Consider the following 21,029-nt stretch of genomic DNA (forward strand, 5'->3'; position numbering starts at 1 on the left):
AAGTCGATCTCACGCTTGCGCGCGCGGCATCCGCCGTCGCGCGAGCGACTGAATCAGCGCATGGTCGTGGAAGTGGGCAAGCAGGCGCTGCTTTTGCCGATCGGTCAGCCATGCGGCCTCGATCATCGCGGGCCAGCGCGCAAACGCGGAGGCGACCGCGTCCCGGATCACGGCCGTCGCGGGTTTCTCCGGAATGCCGAGATCCGCGCAGAATCGACGCACGACGAATGGAGAGAGGCCCGGTTTGGCGGCCTTGCCCTCTAATGCATCCGCAACGGATAGACGCGGCTTGTCGATGCGTTCTTGCGGCAGGATATGCATTGCATGGCCCTGCCGGCGGTTGTACGCGGCGTATGCCACGATGTCGTACGCGGGGGGCATCTCGGGCGTGCGGCCATCGGGGTAGTAGACGCCGATGTTCTTCAAATGCATGTCGGGATTGCCGAGCAACTCGTTGACGACGAGCCGGCGCAGCAAGCCGTGCACGGCCGCTTCGCCGAGCGAGGGAAACGCGAGCATGACGCTGGCGATGTCGAAGTAACTCGCGCCCGTGTATTTCTGCTCGGGCATCACGCCGAGGACTTGCGCGAAGTCTTCGCAGTGCACGCGTCCGTTGGCGGTTCGATCGTAGCGGACGACGGCGAGGAAATGCGTCTGCTGGTCCGCGTCGCCGAGATCGTAGCCGTGCTCGACGGCGAGTTTTTCGAGCGGTTCGAGGTAGGCCTGCGTGACCGGCACGCCGGCCGCCCCCGCAAGGCGCAACGACAGTTCTTCGAGTTCCGGGAGTCGCGGCTGCCCGACGACAGGGAGCTTCGCGATGATATGCGTGTCGCGCATCTTCGTGCGTCCGACGTACCGGTCGCCGTCCCGAACGACACCGACCTTGGGTTGCACGCCCGACAGCGATACGCCGTCGTCGAGCGGCGCGGCGGTCACCGACATTTCGAGCGAGTCGGCATCCTGCGTCACGTAGTGCGTGAGTTCATCGCGCGTCAATTCGAGCGGTCGCGCTGATACGTTGCCCGGCAAGTCCCTTCCGCATGCGGCGAGCATTTCGAAGTGGTCCTTCGGATCGCATCCGCGCAGCGCCGCGACATGGTCGCGAAACACACCCTCGGGCAGCAGATTCTGGAAGAACGACGGAAGCAGCCATCCGTTTTGCGGGCTATAGCGGCCGTTGAACAGAGTCGAGCGAATGTCGGCCCACATGGCGCGCTGCGTGTCGGGGCGGTCCGAGACCATCGACAGCGATACCGTCGGCGCGTCGGCAAGCCGCGCGAACGCATCGTCCGCGACAAAACGATGCGTGACTTGCGCGCCTTCGAGGGCGTACTGGAACAGGACGCCGACGCGTTGTGCACCGATGAAGATGCCGAGCGCTTTGAGGTTCATGGATCGAGGGCCTGGTTCGTATCGATCGCCGAGCAAGGCTCACGACGCGTCGCGGTGGCTGCGCGTGTGCTCGAGCGCAGCTTGGACGCGCGACTTGACGGCCGGTTCCGTGGGTTCGAGATCGCGCTCGACGCCTGTCGCCGCAGGCTTGGGAACGATCGCGAGTTCGAGGCCCAGGCGATCGAGGATCGCGAGCAGCGTCGTGAGTTTGTAGTCGATCCGACCGCCGAGGACGTGTGTCAGCGTGCGGCGGGAGACGCCGGACGCCGCGCCGAGCTGCGCCTGCGTGAGGCGCGCGTCCGTCAGGCGAGACCGGAGGTACGCGGCAATGTCGGTCAGAGTGCGCATGGTATCAAAGTATGAATATCTTTATAAATCATACTTCAATGCGCATCATAGTCAATAAATAAGCGCACTGAAGTATGATTGTTGATAGTTATCATACGTTAGTGCGCTTATCCCGTTTGTCCACCGGGATGCCGGCCGCGGCGGCGGCCGGCACGTCCATCGTCGATTACTTCGATGCGAGCGCGTTCATCTCCGACGGCTTGAGCTTGCCGCCCTGAACGATCGCGACGAGCGGCGTCGCCGCGACGAGGCCGCCGTGATCGTCGAGCCCCGAGATATTGTTCGGGTTGCTGTCGTGCGGCAGTTGCTTGAGCGCCTTGTCGTACGCCGCGCGAATCGCCGCGCCGTCGGTCGAGGTGCCCGCGATCTTCATCGCGAGCGCGGCCGCATAGACGGCCGTGTAATTCAACGAGACTTCGCTGCTCGGATCGCGGTTGTCGTGCGTCTTGCGGAAGCGCGCGACGAACGCCTTCGTGCCCGGCGTCTCGTCGGCGGCCACCGGCAACACGCCGATCGCGCCTTCAAGCGGCGGATACCCGTTCGTGACCTTCGCGACCTCGTCGAGCTTGGCCTGGTCGATCACCGCGAACCCGCCCTTGAACCCGAGCTCGCGCGCCTGTTGCGCGACAAGACCCGTCGGCTCCGACGGACCGCCGATCAGGATCACGTCGGGCTTCTCGGCGAGCACGCGGCTCATGCCGCTATAGAAGTCGGTCGACTTGTTGTACGACATCGGATTCTCGACGACGATCTGTCCGCCCGCGGCTTCCCATGCGGGCTTGAACGCAGCGGTCCAGGCCTTGCCGTAATCCGAGTCGGTCGGCGCGATCGCGGCCTTCTTGCCGTAGGTCGACATTTCGAATTTGACGAACGCCGGGATGTACGACGTGAATTCCGGCGGAATGCGCACGGTCAGCTTGTTATTGCGCTGCGCGATCTGCGGCACGCTCGTGTACGCGAGCAGGAAGAGATTCTGCTGCTCGTTGCTCGTCTGCACGGCGAAGCATCCGCCCGCATGCGGCACGAGCACGACGGCGGCCTTGTCTTCCTCGATGAGCCGCTTGACGTTGATCGCCGTCTCGGCCGGGTTGTACTTGTCGTCGAGCGCGTCGATCTGGATCTTGACCTTCTTGCCGCCGATATCGACGCCGGCCTGATTGAGCTCGTCGGCGGCCATCTGCATGCCGTCGAGCACCTCCTTGCCGTACTTCGCTGCGCCGCCGCTCAGCGGACCCGAATAGCCGATATGGACCACCTCCTGCGCCATGACGCCCTGAGCCGCACTCATTGCGGCGAGCGCGCCCGCCACGGCCACTACGACACTCCATCGCTTCATCGTCATCACGGGGTCTCCTCCTTGTTTGATCCTGCCTGATCCGCACGCCGCGGTCCGCACCGCGGGCCTGGGTCCACCGGGTGAGCCTGCGGCTCGAAGACCGTCTCAGCCTCCGACGTACGCGCGTCGAACGGCTTCGTTGTTCATGAGGCTTTCGCGATTGCCTTCGAGCACGATGCGGCCGCTCTCGATCACATAGGCGCGATGCGCGATGCGCAGCGCCGCGAACGCATTCTGTTCGGCGAGCACGACCGTCGTGCCGGTCCGATTGATCTGCTGGATCACGTCGAAGACCTGCTTGACGACGAGCGGCGCGAGGCCCAGCGACGGCTCGTCGAGCAGCAGCACCTTGGGCCGCGCCATCAGCGCGCGCCCGAGCGCGACCATCTGTTGCTGACCGCCGCTCAGCGATCCGGCGGGCACGTCCTTCTTCTGATCGAGGATTGGAAACAGACCCATGACCTCGTCGAGCCTGCGTCGATTGCCGGCCTTGTCGGCTCGGTGCACGTATGCACCGAGCGTGAGGTTCTTGAGCACCGTCATGCCCGGGAACAGCTTGCGGCCCTCGGGGCACTGGATCACGCCCGAGCGCACGATCTGCGACGGCTTCATGCCGATGAGCTCGCGCTCGCCGAAGCGGATGCTGCCGCCCGCGGCCTTATGCAGGCCGCTGGTCGTCAGAAAGATCGAACTCTTGCCCGCGCCGTTCGCGCCGAGCAGCACGACGAGCTCGCCGTCGTCCGCATGCATCGAGATGCCGTCGAGCGCGCGAAAGCTGCCGTAGTCGAGCGCGACGTTGTCAAACTTCAGCATGTTCGCTCCCGAGATACGCATCGATGACGGCCGGATTTACACGGATCGCGGCGGGCGCGCCTTCCGCGATCTTCTTGCCGTAGTTGAGCACCATGATCTTGTCGGCGAGCTTCATGATCATGTTCATCTTGTGTTCGACGAGACAGACCGTGAGCCCGTGTTGAACGAATTTGCGGATCAGCTCCGACAGGCCTTCGGTTTCCTCGGGGTTCAGGCCTCCGGCCGGTTCGTCGAGCAAGACGAGCGAAGGCTCGGTCGAGAGCGCGAGCGCGAACGCGACGCGCTTGCGCTCCTCTTGCGAAATATCGCCGGCGAGGCGGTTCGCGATCGGCGACAGACCGACGAAGTCGAGCGCGTCGCGGGCCTTTTCGCGGCAGATGCGCTCGTCGTTGCGCAGCCGCGCGGTATGCGCGAGTACGTCCCAGAGCGTCGATTGCGTGCGCAGCCGGTGCCCGACGATCAGGTTGTCGAGCACGCTCGCATGATTGAACAGCGTGGTCGTCTGGAAGGTCCGCGCAATGCCGAGCCGCGCGATCTCGTCGACGCGCAGTCCGCCGATCTCCTGTCCGCGAAAGCGGATGCGGCCCGAGGTCGGCGCGAACGTGCCGTTGATCAGATTGAAGAACGTCGTCTTGCCCGCGCCGTTCGGTCCGATGATCGCGTTGATCCGGCCTTGCTCGATGACGGTGCTCACATCGTCGACGGCGACGAGGCCGCCGAAGCGGCGCGTCAGATGTTCGATTTCAAGCATGACCTTTCTCCGTGCCCGGATGCGTAGGGTCCGTCGATTGCAGCGACGATGCACCCGAGAGGCCCGACGTCGTGGATGCGCTCGCGCCGGCCTTGCTCGATGCGTTCGTCGCGTGAGCGGTGCGGCGCGCCTTGCGTGCGTAATAGAGTCCGACGAGTCCGTTGGGCAGGAAGATCACGAGCAGGATCAGCAGCGGCCCGAAGACGACGAACCGGTATTCCTGCAGGAACTGGAGGTATTGCGTGAGCCACGGCACGACGAGCGCGCCGAGCAGCGGGCCGAACAGCGTGCCCATGCCGCCGACGAGCATATACATCGTCATGTCGAACGTGTGATCGACGCCCGCGAGATCGGGCGCGAGAAAGCGCAGCGCGCCCGCATAGAGGCCGCCCGCATAACCCGCAAAGACCACCGACAGCATGAAGGCGAGGACCTTGTTGCGCATCAGATTGATGCCGATCGATTCGGCGAGCGTGTCGCTGTTGCGGATCGCCATGAAGGTCCGGCCGAGCAGCGAGTGCACGACGCGGTGCATGACCGCGATGCCGAGCACGAGGAACGCGAAGGTCAGGTAGTAGAGCGGGATCGAGCGATCGAACGACAGACCGAAGATCGTCGGCGCGGGAATACCGATGATGTCGCTGACGCCGTGCGTGAGGCCGTCCCACTTCTCGATGCCCAGATACAGGATGTAGCCGACGCAGAGCGTGAAGATCGAGAAGTAATGCCCCTTGAGCCGCAACGACAGGATGCCGACGAAGAACCCGAACACGAGGCATACGAGCCCCGAGCACAGGAACGCGATCCAGAACGGCACCTGATGATCGACGGTCAGGATGCCGACCGTATAGGCGCCGATCGCCATGAAGCCGCTGTGCGCGAGATTGTATTGCCCCGTGTAGCCCGTGATCAGATTCAGGCCTATCGTCGCGAGCGCGAAGATATACGCGGTCGACATGACCGTCAGCAGATAGTCGCGATGCGCGACGAGCGGGAACACGAGGCCGAGCACGAACAAGACGGCCCAGCCCAGCTTGCCTTCGAGTCGATTCATGATACGCGTGCTTCCCGATTGAAAATGCCTTGCGGGCGGATCGACAGAATCAGCACGAGCAATGCGAACGCAATGATGTCCTTGTAGTCGGGCGACAGATAGAACGCGCCGAAGCTTTCGGCGAGTCCGATGATCACGCCGCCGAGGATCGCGCCGGGCACGCTGCCCATGCCGCCGAGGATCGTGATGACGAACGCCTTGAGGATCACGAGCTGACCCATCGACGGAAACACGAGATTGATCGGCGCGAACAACGTCGCCGCGACCGCCGCGAGCACGCCCGAGATGCCGAACGTCAGCAACGCGACGCGCGTCGCGTCGATGCCCATGAGCGAGGCGCCATCGCGGTTTTGCGCCATCGCGATGATCGTCGCGCCCGTGACCGTGCGCTTGAGGAACAGATGCAGCGCGAGCATGAGGCCGAACGCGGCGCCGATGATCAGCAGGCGTTGGATCGGCGCGGTCACGCCCGCGAATTCGATGATCCCCGCATACGGCGTCGCCATCCGATGAAAGTCCGCGCCCCAGAGCGCTTGCGCGCCCGCCTCGAGAAACAGCAGCAAACCGATCGCCGCGATCATCGGATGCAATTCCGACGCGTTGCGCAGCGGGTGAAACACGAGACGCTCGGCGAGCATCGCGAGCACCGCGACGACGATCGCGGCGCCGAGCATCGCGATCCAGTAGTTGAGTCCGAGCGAGGTCATCAGATAGAGCGACGCGAACGCGCCGACCATATAGAACGCCCCGTGCGCGAAATTCGGAATCGCGAGAATGCCGTACACCAGCGTGAGGCCCAACGCGACGAGGCTGTAGATGCCGCCGAGCGTCAGTCCATTGAGTACCTGCTGCAGAAACATATCCACTCTGTGCTCCCTCGCTCCGGATCGACGTACAGGTGACGCGCCGAGCGCGTGCGGACGTCGTGCATGAAGCTCGCGTATTGCAGCGCGCCGGCATCGACGGCTCACGGCCGGCTCGAAATTCGAACGCTCGTGCGTTGTTCTGGCCGAGGCAATTTGGCATGGCGACCGCGGGTCGTCAATGGGCGGAAGTCAAAATGTTCTGCATCGCAGACCATTTCAGGGAAAGCACCTATCGGCAATATCCGCGCGCGGACTCGGTGTGTACGCACGCATCGAAAGTCAAAATATCGTGTGAGTACAAGGCATTCGAGACGATCGATGTCGAGTCGGGGTTGACCCTGATGCGCTCGGAAGCATGCTTATGGAAATGGCCGAATTACGGCTATGAAACTGCATATCAGATCTCAATTCTGCATAGTGGATTTGATGATGCGTTTGAGAATACGGCATCGCTTCGAGCGAGCCCGAGCATCAGGCGTCGCGCGAAGGCGAAAAGGGACGGCTGACCGGGACGGTAAAAAGGGAGGACGGACAGGAAAGGCGGGCAAGCGAAAGCGGGAAGGCGCCGATGACACAGCGCGAATGACGAGATGCTAATGACAAGACGTCAACGACGAGGCGCGGACAGCACTGCGAAGGCATGAGGAGGAGGATGGCGAGCGGCGCATGCCGTGTGCATGCGCCGTCGAGCGAACCGGCCTGAGAACCGGTCCGCGTCAGGCGGTCAAACGATCCGCATCAGACGATCCGGCGATCAAGCCGTCTTGAGCGTTTCCATATCGATGACGAAGCGATATTTGACGTCGCTCTTGAGCATGCGTGCGTATGCCGTTTCGATGTCTTGCATCGCGATCATTTCAATGTCGGAGACGATGTCGTGCTCGGCGCAGAAGTCGAGCATTTCCTGCGTCTCCTGAATGCCGCCGATGATCGAGCCCGCGATGCTGCGGCGCTTGAACAGCAGATTGCCGATCGAAGGCGACGGGTGCGGATGTTCGGGCACGCCGACGAGCGTCATCGCGCCGTCGAGCTTGAGCAGCGCGGTAAACGCGTCGAGGTCGTGCGAGGCCGCCACCGTGTTCAGGATGAAATCGAACGAGGCCGCATGCGCGCGCATGGCCTGCGGATCCTTCGAAATGACGACTTCGTCGGCGCCGAGCGCGCGAGCGGCTTCGCGCTTCGATTCGGACGTCGTGAATGCGACGACGTGCGCGCCGAGCGCATGCGCGAGCTTGATGCCCATGTGCCCAAGACCGCCGATGCCGACCACGCCGACTTTCTTGCCGGGCCCTGCTTGCCAGTGGCGCAGCGGCGACCACGTCGTGATGCCTGCGCAGAGCAGCGGGGCGGCCGCCGCGAGCTGGTCTTCGCGATGCTTGATCGACAGCACGAAATGTTCTTCGACGACGATCGCGGTCGAATAGCCGCCGTACGTGTTGGCGTCGCCGCCCATCGCATTGCCGTTGTAGGTGCCGGTAAAGCCGTTTTCGCAATACTGTTCGAGATTTACCGCGCATGCGGGGCACGTGCGGCAACTGTCGACCATGCAGCCGACGCCGACGAGCGCGCCGACTTTGTGCTTGGTCACATCGGCGCCGACCGCGCGCACGCGGCCGACGATTTCGTGGCCCGGCACCGACGGAAAATGCACGCCGGGCCATTCGGCGCGCGCGGTATGAAGATCGGAGTGGCAGACGCCGCAGTACAGGATGTCGATTTCGACATCGTTCGGTCCGACCGCGCGACGCTCGATGGTAAAGGGTGCGAGCGGGGTCTTGGCCGTTTGGGCCGCATAAGCTTGGGTTTGCATGTCGGGGGTACCGAAGAGGGGTTGCTCGGCATGATTCGGGCAGGAGCCCTGGACCGATCGGCGCACTGTACTTTTTTGACGCACGCCGTATCAAGCCAATCGCAAGCAAAAGACCATGAAGGCGCGTGCATCAATAGGCACGTGCATTGCCGAGTGTAAGGAGATCCGCGCCGGCGCGCAGTGGGGCGGGGGTGCAGGCGGCGCGCGGCGCGGCTACTATGGAATGCGCCGCGTACCGCTAACGGGACTAGACGATGAATTACCGCGTGACTTACGAACATAGCCTCTCGAGTGCGCCCGACGAATTCATCGTCCAAGTGCCGGTTCAGGTCGTCAGCGACGTGCCCGAGGGCGTGCCGCGCGAACAGCTCGCCGAAGTCATCACGCGGCTGATTCTCGAGCGTTCGCCGCGCATGGGCAAGATCCGCCATCTGCGCGTGCTCGGCTGACACGCGGTCTTTCGCAGGATTGGGCAATCGATTGGGCAATCGGCGCGCGGCGCGCGACCCTGCCGTATCCGGATCAACGATAGTTGAATAATTCAACTGTCGATCTATACTCCGAACGATCGAAAGACCGTGAAGAGGAAACGTCCGTGCCCGAATCCGTGATGCCCGTGTCATTGCCGATCGCCGAAACGATCGCGCCCGCCATCGATGCGCTGCTGCCCGAACTCGAATCGATCTACAAGGATCTGCATGCGCATCCCGAACTGTCGATGCACGAATTCCGGACCGCGCGGATCGCGGCCGAGTATGTCGAACGACTCGGCTATGAGGTCACGCGCGAGATCGGCGTGACGGGCGTCGTCGCCGTGCTGCGCAACGGCGAGGGTCCGACGGTCATGCTGCGCGCCGACATGGACGCGCTGCCCGTGACCGAGGCCACGGGCCTGCCGTACGCGAGCACCCTCACGACGCAGGACGAAGACGGCTCGCAGATCGGCGTTTCCCATGCGTGCGGCCACGATCTGCACGTGACCTGGCTGCTCGGCGTCGCGCGCCTGATGGCCGAGCGCCGCGACGCGTGGCGCGGCACGCTGATGGCTGTTTTCCAGCCTGGAGAAGAGGTCGGGCGCGGCGCGCAGAGCATGCTCGACGACGGCATGATCGAGCGCTTTCCGAAGCCCGATGTGATTCTCGCGCAGCATGTGATGGTGGCCGCGGCGGGCACGGTCGGGTACCGCAGCGGCACGATTCTGTCTGCCGGCGACAGTCTGAAGGTCCGCTTGTTCGGGCGCGGCTCGCACGGTTCGCAACCGCAGACCGCGATCGATCCCGTGATCATGGCGGCGCTCACGACGCTGCGGCTCCAGACGATCGTCTCGCGCGAGATCTCGCCGCGCGACAGCGCGGTGCTCACGATCGGTTCGCTGCGCGCGGGTACGAAGGAAAACATCATTCCCGACGAAGCCACGCTCAAGCTCAACGTGCGCACGTATGACGAGGACGTCAGGACGCATATGCTCGGCGCGATCCGCCGGATCTGCTGCGCCGAGTGCGTCGCGTCCGATGCGCCGCGCGAACCCGAGTTCACGACGCTGTCGAGCTATCCGATGACGATCAACGACGCGGCGACGGTCGAACGCTTACGCGTCGCGTTCGAGGCGCGCTTCGGCGAACGCGCGTATGAAACCGAGCCCGCGGCCGCGAGCGAGGATTTCAGCCTGTTCGGGCGCGCATGGGACGTGCCCTATGCGTTCTGGTTCGTCGGCGGGACCGACCCGCAGACCTATGCGCAAGCCAAGGCCGCGAAAAAGCTCAACGCGCTGCCGAGCAATCATTCGCCGAAATTCGCGCCCGTGCTCGACCCGACGATGCGAACCGGCCTGGAAGCGATGCTCTGTGCGGCGCTCGCCTGGCTGGGCATCGAACACGAAGACGCAAGCGAAGGCGCCTGAGACGGCCGTCGCGCGACGTTCAGGGGTGCGCGGCGTCGGGGAGGCCCTTGCCCGATGCCGGCGACCGGAACGTGTCGACGAGCTTGTCGATCAGCGTATTGAGCATCGCATGTTCATCGGGGCTCAGCATCGATAGCATGTCCGCTTCCATTTTCTTGCCGAGCTCGTCGGCCGTCGCGCGCAGGCGCTGGCCGGCCGGCGTCGACCATAGCTGGAAGTGGCGCGCGTCGTCGGGATGGATCGTGCGCCGGACGATCTTGCGATCGATGAGGTCGGACAGCAGCTTCGAGAGCAAGGTTTTCTCGATCAGCGTCTGGTCCTTGAGCGACGTCGCGGTCACGCCGGGCTGGTCGCAGATGATGCGCAGCACGCGCAGCGACCGTACGTCGAGCCCGCAGGCGGGTTTGTAGATCGCATTCGCGCGACGAATCATCTCGGTCTTGATGAGGTCGAGCTTGAACGTCAGGAAATACGTCAGCGGCGCATCGTCGGCGTCCTTGCTGACTGTTTGTTTTGGATTAGGCATACGTGGTCGGTATGTCGGTGGTGCGACAAGGGAATGCGGCGGGTACGGCGGGCACAGCGGATACGACGGGTACGGCACTCAGGATTGCCGAGATGATAATCGACCGGTCAGGTTCTTTCCCGTCTCGCTTCGGCGAACTCGTCTCAACAATCGCTAGTTGCATGATGCAACGATTGAATCCATGTTTCGAACGCGAGCCGCGGCGTCGGTTTCGGGGTTTCGAAGCGGGTCGTCTTCAAACGAGAGTCAGGAGAACACGATGTCCACGATCCACACGGTTTCGCGCGCGATGCTCAGGCGCGTCGTTATCGCGTCCGTCCTCGGTAATGCGTTCGAATGGTTCGATTTCGCGATCTACGGCTTGTTCGCCGTCACGATCGCGCACCTCTATTTTCCGGGCGGCGACGCGGTCGCATCGCTGATGCTGACGCTTGCGACGTTCGGCGTCGGTTTCTTCGTGCGTCCGCTCGGCGGTGTTCTGCTCGGCATCTACGGCGATCGCGTGGGGCGCAAGAAAGCGTTGTCGCTGACGATCGCGCTGATGGCGCTCGGCACCGGCATGATCGGCGTGTTGCCGACCTATGCGGCGATCGGCATGGCGGCCCCGATCCTGGTCGTGATCGCGCGCCTGATTCAGGGCGTGTCGGCGGGCGGCGAATTCAGCGGCGCGACGACGATGCTCATCGAATTCGCGCCGCGCGACCGGCGCGGATTTTTCGGCAGTTTCCAGATGTGCTCGCAGGCGCTCGCGTTTTCGCTCGGTTCGGCCGTGGCGTTTCTGCTCACGCGCCATCTCGATGCTGTGCAACTGCAAAGCTGGGGCTGGCGTTTGCCGTTTCTTGCGGGCATTCTCGTGGGCCCGGTCGGCTGGATCATCCGCTCGAAGATCGACGAGTCGCCCGAGTTTCTCGCGTGCATGGCCGACGCGGCGCGCGCGGATGCGCACGCGGCCAAGGCGCCTTTACGCGATGTGCTGCGGCAATATCCGCGCGAACTCGTCGCGAGCACGGCGATTTGCGTCGTCGGCACGGTGTCCGCGTATGTGTTCGTGTTTTTCCTGCCGATTTTCGCCAAGCAGACCCTGGGCATCGCGGCGGCCGATGCGAACTTCGCGTCGTTCGTCGGCACCGCCGTGATTCTCGTCATGTGTCCGTTCGCGGGCTATCTGTCCGACCGCGTCGGCCGCAAGGCCGTGCTCGTGTTCGGCATGCTCGGTTACGGCGCGGCAGCCTGGTATTGCTTTGGCCGGCTCGTCGCGACGCCGTCGGCCCACACGCTGCTCATGCTCGAACTCGGCGTCTCGGTGTTCATGAGTTTCATCTGGGGGCCGATGCCGATCATCCTGACCGAAGTGTTGCCCGTCAGCGTGCGGTCGACGGGGGCGGCGCTGACCTATAACGTGGCCGTCATGATGTTCGGCGGGCTCGCCCCGTTCATCAACACGTGGCTCGTCAAAGCCACGGGCAGTCCGCTTGCGCCGTTGTACTACGTGATGTTCAGCATCTTTGTCGGGTGCGTGGGCGCGGCCTTGCTGCCGGGCGTGCGCGAACCGCGCCTGGCCGTGTCTTCGAGTCGCGGTTAGGACGACCACGGCGTCATATCTTCGCGCGCGCATTCGCGTGCGCCGCTTCCGCCGCTTCAGCGATCGGGTCGACACGACGATCCGATCGATCCCGATGGCCGCCATGGACGCTTTGAGTACTTGTGCTCTGTGGCGCGCTGGTGTCCTGCCCTAGACTCGATCCGCGTATATACGCTTCCCATCCCATCTATATGAATCGGGGCCGCGCATGACGGATCAGACGGGGCGGGCCGATCGCCAGCCCGATGCCTGCGTGGCGACGTTCGAAGTTCTGCTCGTGACGACGGGCCTCGCGGCCATTCCATGGACGCTGTTCCGATTCGGCAAAACATGGGCGGCCGTGTACGCGCTGATGTTCGCGTTGTCCCTCGTGTCGGTCGGCATCGCGACGCTGCGCGCGCCGTCGGCCGCGCGCGGTCTCTGCATCGTATTGATCGTGATCGGCGTGGCGGTCAACACGAAGCCCGTTTTCGCGGGACCGCTGGGCGCGATCGAAGGCACGGCCGTCGGCTTCGGCATCGTCATCGGTATCGAGCTCTGCGCGCGCGCGTTTTACCCGAGCGCGGAACGCGCTCACACGCATACGCTGTCGCTGAGCGCGATTGGTGCGTGGCTCGGCGTCGCGGCAGTCTGGCAAGCGGCCTTGCTCGCGGTGTTGCTGAATCTTTGCTGGCGCGTGCCGATGCGCAACAAACCCGCGAGCACGATGCCGATCGCAAGCCTTGCGATCGTGCTTGCGGGCCTGGTGTCACTGAACGATCCGTTGATGCCTACCGGCCAGTGGTTGCAGACGGTTCACGGTGTCTCGCTCGCGGCGCACTCGCTGCGCTGAGTGTTTGTACTCTTGTTTTGGCAGGGGGCGTTGCATAGGCTTGAATCCGCTAGCGCGGTATTCATGCGCGCGAGCGTTAATGCACTTGAATCCGCGGCGATACGATCGCACTGCCGGAAACACAGGCGTCCCTAACGCGATCGATCCTCGTGGAGCGACGGGGACCTGTCATGTTAAGCGCCATCGAAACACCGAATGTGCCCGCCGAGCTGGATCGGTTCTGTCAGTCGTTGTTCGACACGTGGTGCGAGCGACGATACATCTTGCCGCTGGCTTATCTGATGCAGGCCTGGCCGATCATGGTCCCCTGCCACGATGCCTATAGCCGGCTCCACTTGAGTCTGCATGCCTTGCTCGATTCGTACTGCGCCGAACTTCCGCCCGAAGATCAAGTGCTGATACGCAAGGCGATGACGTACGCGCAGCTCTGCTTTTCGTATCGATTGGTCACGGCGGACGTGATCCACTAAGCCGCACATTGCACTAAGCCGCGCATTGCGCTTTGCGCATTCGCGCGGGGCGTCGCGCCCTGCGATGTCGCCGTCGCGTCGTGCCGTCTCTTCGCGTTTTACGCGCCTGTCATATTCGATCGGCATGATCCGGATCAGACCGTGCGCCTGCACGTGGCAATCGGTCTGCGCACGATCTCCCGATGTTCGATCACGACGCACCCGACACTTTTATGACACTGCGTGCAACGACGCTCGCATGCGAGGCGGTCGGCTTGAATGCCGCCGCTTGGCCATGCAGATGATTCGCCACCGTGCACGCACGGTCAACCGGCTTGCCGCATGGCTGTCGTCGCGCGCCGCGCGACACGGAGCGGTTTCGATGCCCGCGCGCGCGCCGTTTCCCAGCTATGGGTCAAGCGCGCCGCGACACGTCGCGCTCGTGCGTCACGCCTTCCGGTCCGCGAGCGCGAGACCGTCGCGAATCGCATAGGCCGTCACTTCCGCGACATTGCGCAGCGAGAGTTTCGACATCAAGTTCTGCCGATGCTTGCGGACCGTCAGTACGCTCAGGCTTAATTTGTCGGCAATCTGCTGACTCGTATAGCCGTTCGCGACGAGCGCGAGAATTTCCTTTTCGCGTGTCGTGACCGACGCGACGCCCGCGCGATCCTCACTCTCGGGCAACTGCGAGAGCGCCTTGCTCACGTAGCGCGCGCCGGACAGCACGAGCGAAATCGCATCGAGCAATTCGCCGCCGTCTTCATGCTTGAGCATATAGCCGTCCGCACCCGCGGACATGGCCGTGCGGACCGTCGCGAGTTGCGCGTTGCCCGTGAGGATCAGAATCTTGACGTCGGGACGTTCGGCTTTGATCTGCTCGGCGAGCTGGATGCCGTGGCAACCGGGCAGGTCGAGATCGAGCAGCAGCAAGTCGGCTTCGGTTTGGCGCACGATCTCCGCGACCGCGCGGCCGTCCCCGGTTTCGCCGACGATGGTCCAGTCGGCACGGGTCGTCAGCAGCAGGCGGAGGCCGTCGCGAATCATCGCGTGGTCTTCCGCGAGGACGATGCGTTTCATAGGGCGTTCAGGTTGTCGTGAATCGCCCGGGGACGCGTCCGACCTTGCGGGCAATAGGGCGCGAATCGCGGCGCTTCAAATCTCGTTCAGAATACGGCGCAGATCATTCCACGAAAACCCGCGCTTTCGCAAGGTCGCTCCGTCTCGTCAAGATGGTAAAAAATACCGCCAACCATTTCCGCGCCCATGTCCGTCTTGAACTGATCAACGCGCTGTATCGCCAGTCTCCGCCGATTTTGATGGGCAATATCGCGGTCGTCAGCGTGACCGTGCTCGTGCTCTGGCCCGAAGTCGCGCGGCGCACGCTGCTCGGATGGGCCGTCCTGATCTATTTGCTGACGCTGGTTCGTATCGCGGTCGTCTGGCGCGATCGGCGCGCGGGCGAGCATCCCGTCGAGACCGCGACGGACCGCGCGCGGCTTTACATCGTGCTTTCGGGCCTGTCCGGGTGTCTGTGGGGCGCGATGGGGGTGCTGTTCTTTTCGCCGGACAATACGGTCGTCACGGTGCTGCTCTGCATCGTGCTCGCGGGCATGACCGGCGGCTCGGTGGCGTCGTTGTCCACATATTGGCCGACCTATATCGCGTATGCGTTACCGACGGTGTTGCCTTTTGCGATCCGTTCGTTCGTCTATGGCAGCACCTTGTTTTCCTCGCTCGGTTTTTTGTCCTTGTTCCTTTTAGGGGTGAATCTGGCCTTTAGCCGAAATCTGCAGCGAACCGTTAGCACGTCGGTTTCACTTCGCTTTCAGAATATCGAGCTGATCCAGCAATTGACCGAGGAAAAAGAGCGCGCGGAGCTCGCGAACCGGAGCAAATCGCAGTTTCTCGCGGCCGCGAGCCACGATTTGCGTCAGCCGACGCATGCGCTCGGGCTCTATATCGCGACCTTGCGCGCGATCGCGCAAGCGCCGTCGATCGAGCGGGCCGCCGTCAACGGCATCGCCGAGCGCTTGCAGACCGCGCTCAAGGGCATGTCGCAATTGCTCAACGTCCTGCTCGATATTTCGCGGCTCGACGCGGGCGTGATCGACGTCGCGCCGGCGCGTTTTGCGCTCCAGCATGAATTCGACGCGCTCGACAATCAGTTCATCGAGGCGGCCTCGTCGAAAGGGTTGAGCCTCGAGTTCCAGGCCACGCCCGTGTGGCTCGAGACGGATGCCGTGCTGCTGCATAACATTCTGTCGAATCTGGTCTCGAACGCGATTCGCTATACGATGCGCGGCCGCGTGCGGATCGCGTGCCGGCGCCGGGGCGCCGACGTCGATATTCAAGTGTTCGATACGGGTGTGGGGATCGCCGCCGATCAGCGCGCGAATATCTTTCGCGAGTTCTACCAGGTCGACAATGCGGCGCGCGATCGCGAGCAAGGGCTGGGTCTGGGCCTTGCGATCGTCCAACGCACGGCCGATTTGATCGGCGCGCGCGTGCGCGTGCGTTCGCGTCCCGGGCGAGGCTCGCTGTTCTCGGTGCGTTTGCCGGCCTTGCCCGATGTACCCGTCGATCTGAGTTTGCTCGATGTCGCGGCCGCGACGCAGGCGATGAGGCGCGACAGCAAGACGATTCTCGTCGTCGACGACGATCGCGATGTATTGAGCAGCATGCAGACCTTGCTTGAGACCTGGGGCCATACGGTCTTCGCGGCGTCGACGATCGAGCGCGCGATTGTCATCGCCACGTCATACAAGCATGCGATCGACATGGTGCTGACGGACTTCAGGCTCGCCGAACACGTGACGGGCCTCGACGTGATCCGAGCGCTGCACGAGACGCTCGGCCGCGATATCCCTGCCGTCATCATCACGGGCGATACATCGGCCGACGGGATTCACGCGACCTCGTCGAGCGGTTTCCGCGTCATGCACAAGCCGCTCGACCCCGATGAAATGCGTGCTGTGATCGACGCGCAAACCGTCTGAATCGCGGGGCCTGACGACGCGATGCACCGATGCACTGATGTGTCGTTCGCACGATATCGCGCTAGGCATTGAATCAAATTCGGCCGGACGCGCGCCGTGGCGCGGCGCGTCGGCACGCGCGATATCTCAAGATTTCAAATGGCTTGCCGTTAGTGAGTAAGGAAGTGATTTGTTCTGGGCCTGCGATCCCCACGTCGCGGCCCGCGTGACGTCGATCAACCTTATTCCGGATCATGCTAAAGAATCTAACGATTCGCAGTCGCCTCGCGCTCGTCATGGGCTTTCTGAGTGTGTTGCTGATGTGCGGCGGTGCGATGGGCATCGGCGGCGTATCGATCGGCAACAACGACCTCAAGCAACTCTATTCGGATCAATTGGCCTCATCGGTGTCGCTGGGCCAGGCGAGCGTCGCGCTCGCGCGCGCACGCCTTTGGCTGTTCCGCATCGCCGTGGACCCTTCGGCGCCCGATGTCCCGCAGTACGCGCAAAATGCGCGCAAACAACTCGATCTGTCGAAGACGGCATGGAGCACGTATCGGAGCCTGCCGGCGGCGGATGCGGATGAGGCGAGCCGTGCGGATACGCTCGACAGGCAGCTCGGCGATCTCGTCACGGGCAGTTTCGATCCGATTTTCAAGGCCGTGGCGGCCGGCGACCCGGCCACGATCAAAGCCGCGGTGCTCGGCGCGTCGTCCACGCAATACGGCGAGGTGACCGCCGGCATCGATGCGCTCGGACAAAAGCAGGCCAGCATCGCACAGGCGCGCTATGCCGCCGCGCAGACGCGGTTCAGCTGGTTCGTCGGCATCGCGATCGCGGGCGTCGCGTTCGCGGTGATCGCCGCGGCGCTCGCCTGGCGCGCGCTGCAGCGCGCGATCGGCCGGCCGCTCGACGACGTCCTGCGTCATTTCCATGCGATCGCGAACGGCGATCTGACCGCATCGGTCGAGGTGCATTCGCGCGACGAGATGGGGCAATTGATGGCGGGCTTGCAGACCATGCAGCGCAAGCTGACCGATACGCTCGGGATCGTGCGCGAAAGCGCGAGCGCGATCGATACCGCCGCGCATGAGATCGCGGCCGGCAATATGGATCTGTCGTCGCGCACGGAAGAACAGGCCGCATCGCTCGAACAGACGGCCGCGAGCATGGAAGAGCTGACCGCGACGGTCAAGCACAACACCGACAACGCGCGTCAAGGCAACACGCTCGCGGTCAACGCGTCGGCGATCGCCGAGCGCGGCGGCGGCATGGTTCGCCAGGTCATCGAGACGATGCACAAGATTTCGGCCTCGTCGGAACGCGTCGAGCAGATCATCGGCGTCATCGACGGCATCGCGTTCCAGACGAATATCCTCGCGTTGAACGCCGCGGTCGAAGCCGCGCGCGCGGGTGAACAGGGCCGCGGATTCGCCGTCGTCGCATCGGAAGTGCGTAGCCTCGCGCAGCGCAGCGCGAGCGCCGCCAAGGAAATCAAGGAGCTTATCGGCGAATCCGTCGCGCAGGTCGCCGATGGCTCGAAGCTCGTCGACGACACAGGCAACACGATCGACGAGGTCGTCCATGCCGCAAAGCGCGTGGCCGATCTGATGAGCGAGATCGCGGCGGCGTCCGAAGAGCAGCATACGGGCATCGAGCAGGTCAACAAGGCGGTCGCGCAAATGGACGAGGTGACGCAGCAAAACGCCGCGCTCGTCGAGCAGGCCTCGGCGGCCGCGCAGTCGATGGCGACGCAGTCGAATGAGATGCGCGAGGCCGTCGCCGTGTTCAAGTTCGAACCTGCCGGCGTGGGGGCGCGGCGCTGACGCTGCGCACGCCCGCGCGTCCCGATGCCGGCGTATGAGTATGAATGCTCTGTGAGGGGCGAGCGCGAATCGCTAAATTGGTGCATTGCGCCGGCGGCCATCGCGGGGGCATTCACTCATTGCGCGAAGGAGGGGCCATTTGCGTCGGAACGACCGAGAAGCGTTCGATAGTGCCCGCTCGAAGCACGAACGCATTGAGCGCGAGATGTTCCAGCATCTGCTCGACAACGCGACGATTCCGCTTGTCGGCAGCGGCATCGGCAGCGTTCTGGTGGCCGGTGCGATGTTCCTGCATACGCGAAGCCCGGTCGCGCTCGTCTGGCTGCTCTGCGTCTATCTGACCATCGGCGTACGGATCGCGCTGATCCGGCGATGCCGCCGCCGTGTGGCGGCGTTCGGCTATCTGCGTTCGTACGCGTTTCGATTCGCGTTGACGGTCGGCTTGTCCGGTTGCGCGTGGGGTGCGTGCGCGTATTTGCTCGCGCATGCGAGCGACGGGCCGACGGCTGTGCTCATCGTGACGGCGATCCAGGGGATGGTCATGGGCGCGGCGTTGACGCTCGGCGCGTATATGCCCGCGTTTTTCGCGTTTTCCGTGCCCGCCATGGTCCCGATGATCGGCGTGCTCGCGTTCAGCGGTCAGAGCGCGCAGATCGTGATCGCGATCTATAGCGCGGCGTTTCTCGTGTTGTTGAGCTTGATTGCCGCGCGGTTCAATCGGTCCTTGCGTCAGACATGGCAGTTGCGCTTCGAGAACGAGGACCTCGTGCGGTCGCTGACCGAAGCGTCCGACAAGCTCGCCTTGCTCGCGCATACCGACGGTCTGACGGGACTCGCGAATCGCACACGCTTCGACGATGTGCTCGACACGCAATGCCGCGCGCATGCGACGTCCGATGCGCCGATATCGCTGATCCTGCTCGACGTCGACCATTTCAAGCAGTTCAACGATACGCACGGTCACCTTGCCGGCGATGCGTGCCTCAAGCAAGTCGCGCGCATTTTCAAGGCCGCATGCCGCGACGGCGGTCTGGCGGCGCGCTACGGCGGCGAGGAGTTCGCGATTCTGTTGCCCGAAACGGATCTCGCGGCGGCCTGCGCGATTGCCGAAGCGATTCGCGAACGCGTCGCGGCGTGGCCGATCGCGCACGATATGTCGACGATATCGGGTGTCGTGACGGTGAGCCTCGGTGTCGCGACGCTCGATCGAAGCGCGTTCGCGACGCCCGCGGACCTTGTCGCGCTGGCCGATGCGCAGCTTTATCTGGCCAAGGCACAAGGGCGCAATCGCGTCTCGCATCATGTCGGCGACGTGCGCTCGATACGGGCGCGTTAGCGCGTGCTTCTTAGCGTATGTGTTTAGTGCGTGTTTCAGCGTGCACTTTTCATAGCGTGCGGCATGCCGCGCGTGCGTCTTAAGAGACGGCGATTGGCACACGCCGCACCGAGCGCACTCATTTCTTATTCGATTTTTTCCAGTCCGACCCACGGAGACGCATAGGCGGCTGCGCGCAGGCAGTCGAGCGCGAGTGCGACACCGTGGCGGCTCACGCTGTCCGGCCTCCAATACATCGCGACCGCGCCCGCGCTGCCGAGCGGCATCGGCATCGCGAGCACGCGCAATACATTGAGCTGCTCGAACCGCACGGCCGCGCGATGCGATGCGACGCCGATTAAATTCGCTTGATTGAGCAGCGTCACGTTCAGCATCGATGAATTCGATTCGACGCAATGGCGCGGCATGACGTGGCCGACTGCCGCAAGGGCCGATTCGAGCGCGCCGCGGATCGGCGTGCCAGGCGGCCAGACGATCCATGCGTAGTCGAACAGATCGTTCCAATCGACGGCGGTTTTCCCGGCGAGCGGATGCTGCAGTCCGACGACGAAATTGACGGGGTCGCGATAAAGCGTCTCGGTCTGCAAGGCCGGATCGGGCAGTGCGTTCGCGGCGCGGCCAACGACGATGTCGATCTCGCCGTTCACGAGCTGCGGCATCATCGCGTTCATCGTGCTTTCGACGAGCCGCACCTGCGCGCGCGGCATACGCTCGATGAGTTTGGCGACCGCCAGCGGCACCGTGTCCGCCGCGGACACCCCCGATGTGCCGATCGACACGAGTCCGCTGCCGCCGTCCCGCATCGCGAGCATGTCGTCGCGCGCGCTGTCGAGATGCCCCTCGATACGCCGCGCGTGTTCGATCAAGGCTTCGCCGAACGGCGTCGGCCGCAAACCGCGCGCATGACGCTCGAACAACGGCAGGCCGATGTCTTCCTCGAGATCCTTGAGCCACTTCGACAGCGCGGGCTGCGTCGTGTTGAGCGCGTCGGCCGACTGGCTCAGATTCCCCGTCTGCGCCACCGAAAGCAGCATCTGCAGATGCCGGAGCCTCAAGCGGTGTGTCCAGTCCATGGCGATCGCGCCTCGTTGAGGTATATCCAAAACAATATGGATGAGATGAATTTGTGATTTTACGCGGTATGTCTCTCGGATCTATAAATGCACCTATCAGAGCACTCACCGAATCCGCCTGCATCAGGCGCCGATCGGCGCCCGCCGGGTCATAACA

At 63.7% G+C, this 21,029-nt stretch carries 19 protein-coding genes; 8 read left to right on the forward strand and 11 right to left on the reverse strand.

Features of this window, described 5'->3' with window-relative positions; all coding sequences use genetic code 11:
• Nucleotides 1-9: 9 nt before the first annotated feature.
• From D7S86_RS11385 to D7S86_RS11425, 8 genes are all read right to left on the reverse strand, one after another.
• Nucleotides 10-1,392: a type II toxin-antitoxin system HipA family toxin gene (locus D7S86_RS11385; protein ID WP_121086477.1), complete on the reverse strand. Its 1,383-nt coding sequence runs from the start codon at nt 1,390-1,392 to the stop codon at nt 10-12.
• A 39-nt stretch (nt 1,393-1,431) separates the two neighbouring features.
• Nucleotides 1,432-1,740 (reverse strand): helix-turn-helix domain-containing protein, encoded by a 309-nt coding sequence (locus D7S86_RS11390; protein WP_121086479.1) that lies wholly within the window; start codon nt 1,738-1,740, stop codon nt 1,432-1,434.
• Between the two features lie 166 nt (nt 1,741-1,906).
• The gene (locus D7S86_RS11395; protein WP_121086481.1) at nt 1,907-3,082 is read right to left on the reverse strand and encodes an ABC transporter substrate-binding protein; all 1,176 of its coding nucleotides are present in this window, start codon (nt 3,080-3,082) and stop codon (nt 1,907-1,909) included.
• A 99-nt stretch (nt 3,083-3,181) separates the two neighbouring features.
• A complete protein-coding gene (locus tag D7S86_RS11400) occupies nt 3,182-3,889 on the reverse strand; it encodes an ABC transporter ATP-binding protein (protein ID WP_121086483.1) in 708 nt (235 codons plus the stop codon).
• Nucleotides 3,876-4,640: an ABC transporter ATP-binding protein gene (locus tag D7S86_RS11405; RefSeq protein ID WP_121086485.1), complete on the reverse strand. Its 765-nt coding sequence runs from the start codon at nt 4,638-4,640 to the stop codon at nt 3,876-3,878. Before D7S86_RS11405 ends, D7S86_RS11400 begins: the two co-directional genes overlap by 14 nt.
• Nucleotides 4,633-5,694, reverse strand: a complete 1,062-nt coding sequence (locus D7S86_RS11410; RefSeq protein ID WP_121086487.1) for a branched-chain amino acid ABC transporter permease — start codon at nt 5,692-5,694, stop codon at nt 4,633-4,635. Before D7S86_RS11410 ends, D7S86_RS11405 begins: the two co-directional genes overlap by 8 nt.
• Nucleotides 5,691-6,560: a branched-chain amino acid ABC transporter permease gene (locus tag D7S86_RS11415; protein ID WP_121086489.1), complete on the reverse strand. Its 870-nt coding sequence runs from the start codon at nt 6,558-6,560 to the stop codon at nt 5,691-5,693. Before D7S86_RS11415 ends, D7S86_RS11410 begins: the two co-directional genes overlap by 4 nt.
• A 754-nt stretch (nt 6,561-7,314) precedes the next feature.
• The gene (locus D7S86_RS11425; RefSeq protein ID WP_121086493.1) at nt 7,315-8,370 is read right to left on the reverse strand and encodes an NAD(P)-dependent alcohol dehydrogenase; all 1,056 of its coding nucleotides are present in this window, start codon (nt 8,368-8,370) and stop codon (nt 7,315-7,317) included.
• A gap of 254 nt (nt 8,371-8,624) precedes the next feature.
• Between D7S86_RS11425 and D7S86_RS11430 the strand changes: the two genes are divergently transcribed.
• Both D7S86_RS11430 and D7S86_RS11435 read left to right on the forward strand, forming a co-directional pair.
• Nucleotides 8,625-8,819 (forward strand): hypothetical protein, encoded by a 195-nt coding sequence (locus D7S86_RS11430; protein ID WP_121086495.1) that lies wholly within the window; start codon nt 8,625-8,627, stop codon nt 8,817-8,819.
• 161 nt (nt 8,820-8,980) lie between these two features.
• Nucleotides 8,981-10,270 carry a M20 family metallopeptidase gene (locus D7S86_RS11435; RefSeq protein ID WP_121086911.1) on the forward strand — a complete coding sequence of 430 codons (1,290 nt, stop codon included), beginning with the start codon at nt 8,981-8,983 and terminating at the stop codon, nt 10,268-10,270.
• Between the two features lie 19 nt (nt 10,271-10,289).
• On the opposite strand, the gene D7S86_RS11440 is transcribed toward D7S86_RS11435, so the two are convergent.
• Nucleotides 10,290-10,796 (reverse strand): MarR family winged helix-turn-helix transcriptional regulator, encoded by a 507-nt coding sequence (locus D7S86_RS11440; protein WP_166444118.1) that lies wholly within the window; start codon nt 10,794-10,796, stop codon nt 10,290-10,292.
• A gap of 259 nt (nt 10,797-11,055) precedes the next feature.
• Here D7S86_RS11440 and D7S86_RS11445 point away from each other — a divergent pair, with 259 nt between their 5' ends.
• From D7S86_RS11445 to D7S86_RS11455, 3 genes are all read left to right on the forward strand, one after another.
• The gene (locus tag D7S86_RS11445; protein ID WP_205962791.1) at nt 11,056-12,378 is read left to right on the forward strand and encodes an MFS transporter; all 1,323 of its coding nucleotides are present in this window, start codon (nt 11,056-11,058) and stop codon (nt 12,376-12,378) included.
• 208 nt (nt 12,379-12,586) lie between these two features.
• Nucleotides 12,587-13,210: a hypothetical protein gene (locus tag D7S86_RS11450; protein ID WP_121086497.1), complete on the forward strand. Its 624-nt coding sequence runs from the start codon at nt 12,587-12,589 to the stop codon at nt 13,208-13,210.
• A 170-nt stretch (nt 13,211-13,380) separates the two neighbouring features.
• A complete protein-coding gene (locus tag D7S86_RS11455) occupies nt 13,381-13,680 on the forward strand; it encodes a hypothetical protein (protein ID WP_121086499.1) in 300 nt (99 codons plus the stop codon).
• A 426-nt stretch (nt 13,681-14,106) separates the two neighbouring features.
• Here D7S86_RS11455 and D7S86_RS11460 read toward each other — a convergent pair whose 3' ends face one another.
• On the reverse strand, nt 14,107-14,739 hold the full coding sequence (locus tag D7S86_RS11460; RefSeq protein ID WP_121086501.1) for a response regulator: 633 nt from the start codon (nt 14,737-14,739) through the stop codon (nt 14,107-14,109).
• Nucleotides 14,740-14,891: 152 nt separating this feature from the next.
• Between D7S86_RS11460 and D7S86_RS11465 the strand changes: the two genes are divergently transcribed.
• From D7S86_RS11465 to D7S86_RS11475, 3 genes are all read left to right on the forward strand, one after another.
• A complete protein-coding gene (locus D7S86_RS11465) occupies nt 14,892-16,658 on the forward strand; it encodes an ATP-binding protein (protein ID WP_121086503.1) in 1,767 nt (588 codons plus the stop codon).
• Between the two features lie 233 nt (nt 16,659-16,891).
• Nucleotides 16,892-18,463 (forward strand): methyl-accepting chemotaxis protein, encoded by a 1,572-nt coding sequence (locus D7S86_RS11470; protein ID WP_121086505.1) that lies wholly within the window; start codon nt 16,892-16,894, stop codon nt 18,461-18,463.
• A 205-nt stretch (nt 18,464-18,668) separates the two neighbouring features.
• Nucleotides 18,669-19,799 (forward strand): GGDEF domain-containing protein, encoded by a 1,131-nt coding sequence (locus tag D7S86_RS11475; protein WP_147432297.1) that lies wholly within the window; start codon nt 18,669-18,671, stop codon nt 19,797-19,799.
• 125 nt (nt 19,800-19,924) lie between these two features.
• Here D7S86_RS11475 and D7S86_RS11480 read toward each other — a convergent pair whose 3' ends face one another.
• A complete protein-coding gene (locus D7S86_RS11480; RefSeq protein ID WP_121086509.1) occupies nt 19,925-20,872 on the reverse strand; it encodes a LysR substrate-binding domain-containing protein in 948 nt (315 codons plus the stop codon).
• Nucleotides 20,873-21,029: the final 157 nt, after the last annotated feature.

It is taken from the genome of Pararobbsia silviterrae, from assembly GCF_003628125.1.
In the GTDB taxonomy this organism is placed as follows: Bacteria; Pseudomonadota; Gammaproteobacteria; order Burkholderiales; family Burkholderiaceae; genus Pararobbsia; species Pararobbsia silviterrae.

Bases quoted from the DNA above. Each gene is read 5' to 3' on its own strand.
- D7S86_RS11385 (WP_121086477.1), bottom strand. From the start codon at position 1,392: ATGAACCTCAAAGCGCTCGGCATCTTCATCGGTGCACAACGCGTCGGC.
- D7S86_RS11390 (WP_121086479.1), bottom strand. From the start codon at position 1,740: ATGCGCACTCTGACCGACATTGCCGCGTACCTCCGGTCTCGCCTGACG.
- D7S86_RS11395 (WP_121086481.1), bottom strand. From the start codon at position 3,082: ATGACGATGAAGCGATGGAGTGTCGTAGTGGCCGTGGCGGGCGCGCTC.
- D7S86_RS11400 (WP_121086483.1), bottom strand. From the start codon at position 3,889: ATGCTGAAGTTTGACAACGTCGCGCTCGACTACGGCAGCTTTCGCGCG.
- D7S86_RS11405 (WP_121086485.1), bottom strand. From the start codon at position 4,640: ATGCTTGAAATCGAACATCTGACGCGCCGCTTCGGCGGCCTCGTCGCC.
- D7S86_RS11410 (WP_121086487.1), bottom strand. From the start codon at position 5,694: ATGAATCGACTCGAAGGCAAGCTGGGCTGGGCCGTCTTGTTCGTGCTC.
- D7S86_RS11425 (WP_121086493.1), bottom strand. From the start codon at position 8,370: ATGCAAACCCAAGCTTATGCGGCCCAAACGGCCAAGACCCCGCTCGCA.
- D7S86_RS11430 (WP_121086495.1), top strand. From the start codon at position 8,625: ATGAATTACCGCGTGACTTACGAACATAGCCTCTCGAGTGCGCCCGAC.
- D7S86_RS11435 (WP_121086911.1), top strand. From the start codon at position 8,981: ATGCCCGTGTCATTGCCGATCGCCGAAACGATCGCGCCCGCCATCGAT.
- D7S86_RS11440 (WP_166444118.1), bottom strand. From the start codon at position 10,796: ATGCCTAATCCAAAACAAACAGTCAGCAAGGACGCCGACGATGCGCCG.
- D7S86_RS11445 (WP_205962791.1), top strand. From the start codon at position 11,056: ATGTCCACGATCCACACGGTTTCGCGCGCGATGCTCAGGCGCGTCGTT.
- D7S86_RS11450 (WP_121086497.1), top strand. From the start codon at position 12,587: ATGACGGATCAGACGGGGCGGGCCGATCGCCAGCCCGATGCCTGCGTG.
- D7S86_RS11455 (WP_121086499.1), top strand. From the start codon at position 13,381: ATGTTAAGCGCCATCGAAACACCGAATGTGCCCGCCGAGCTGGATCGG.
- D7S86_RS11460 (WP_121086501.1), bottom strand. From the start codon at position 14,739: ATGAAACGCATCGTCCTCGCGGAAGACCACGCGATGATTCGCGACGGC.
- D7S86_RS11465 (WP_121086503.1), top strand. From the start codon at position 14,892: ATGGTAAAAAATACCGCCAACCATTTCCGCGCCCATGTCCGTCTTGAA.
- D7S86_RS11470 (WP_121086505.1), top strand. From the start codon at position 16,892: ATGCTAAAGAATCTAACGATTCGCAGTCGCCTCGCGCTCGTCATGGGC.
- D7S86_RS11475 (WP_147432297.1), top strand. From the start codon at position 18,669: ATGTTCCAGCATCTGCTCGACAACGCGACGATTCCGCTTGTCGGCAGC.
- D7S86_RS11480 (WP_121086509.1), bottom strand. From the start codon at position 20,872: ATGGACTGGACACACCGCTTGAGGCTCCGGCATCTGCAGATGCTGCTT.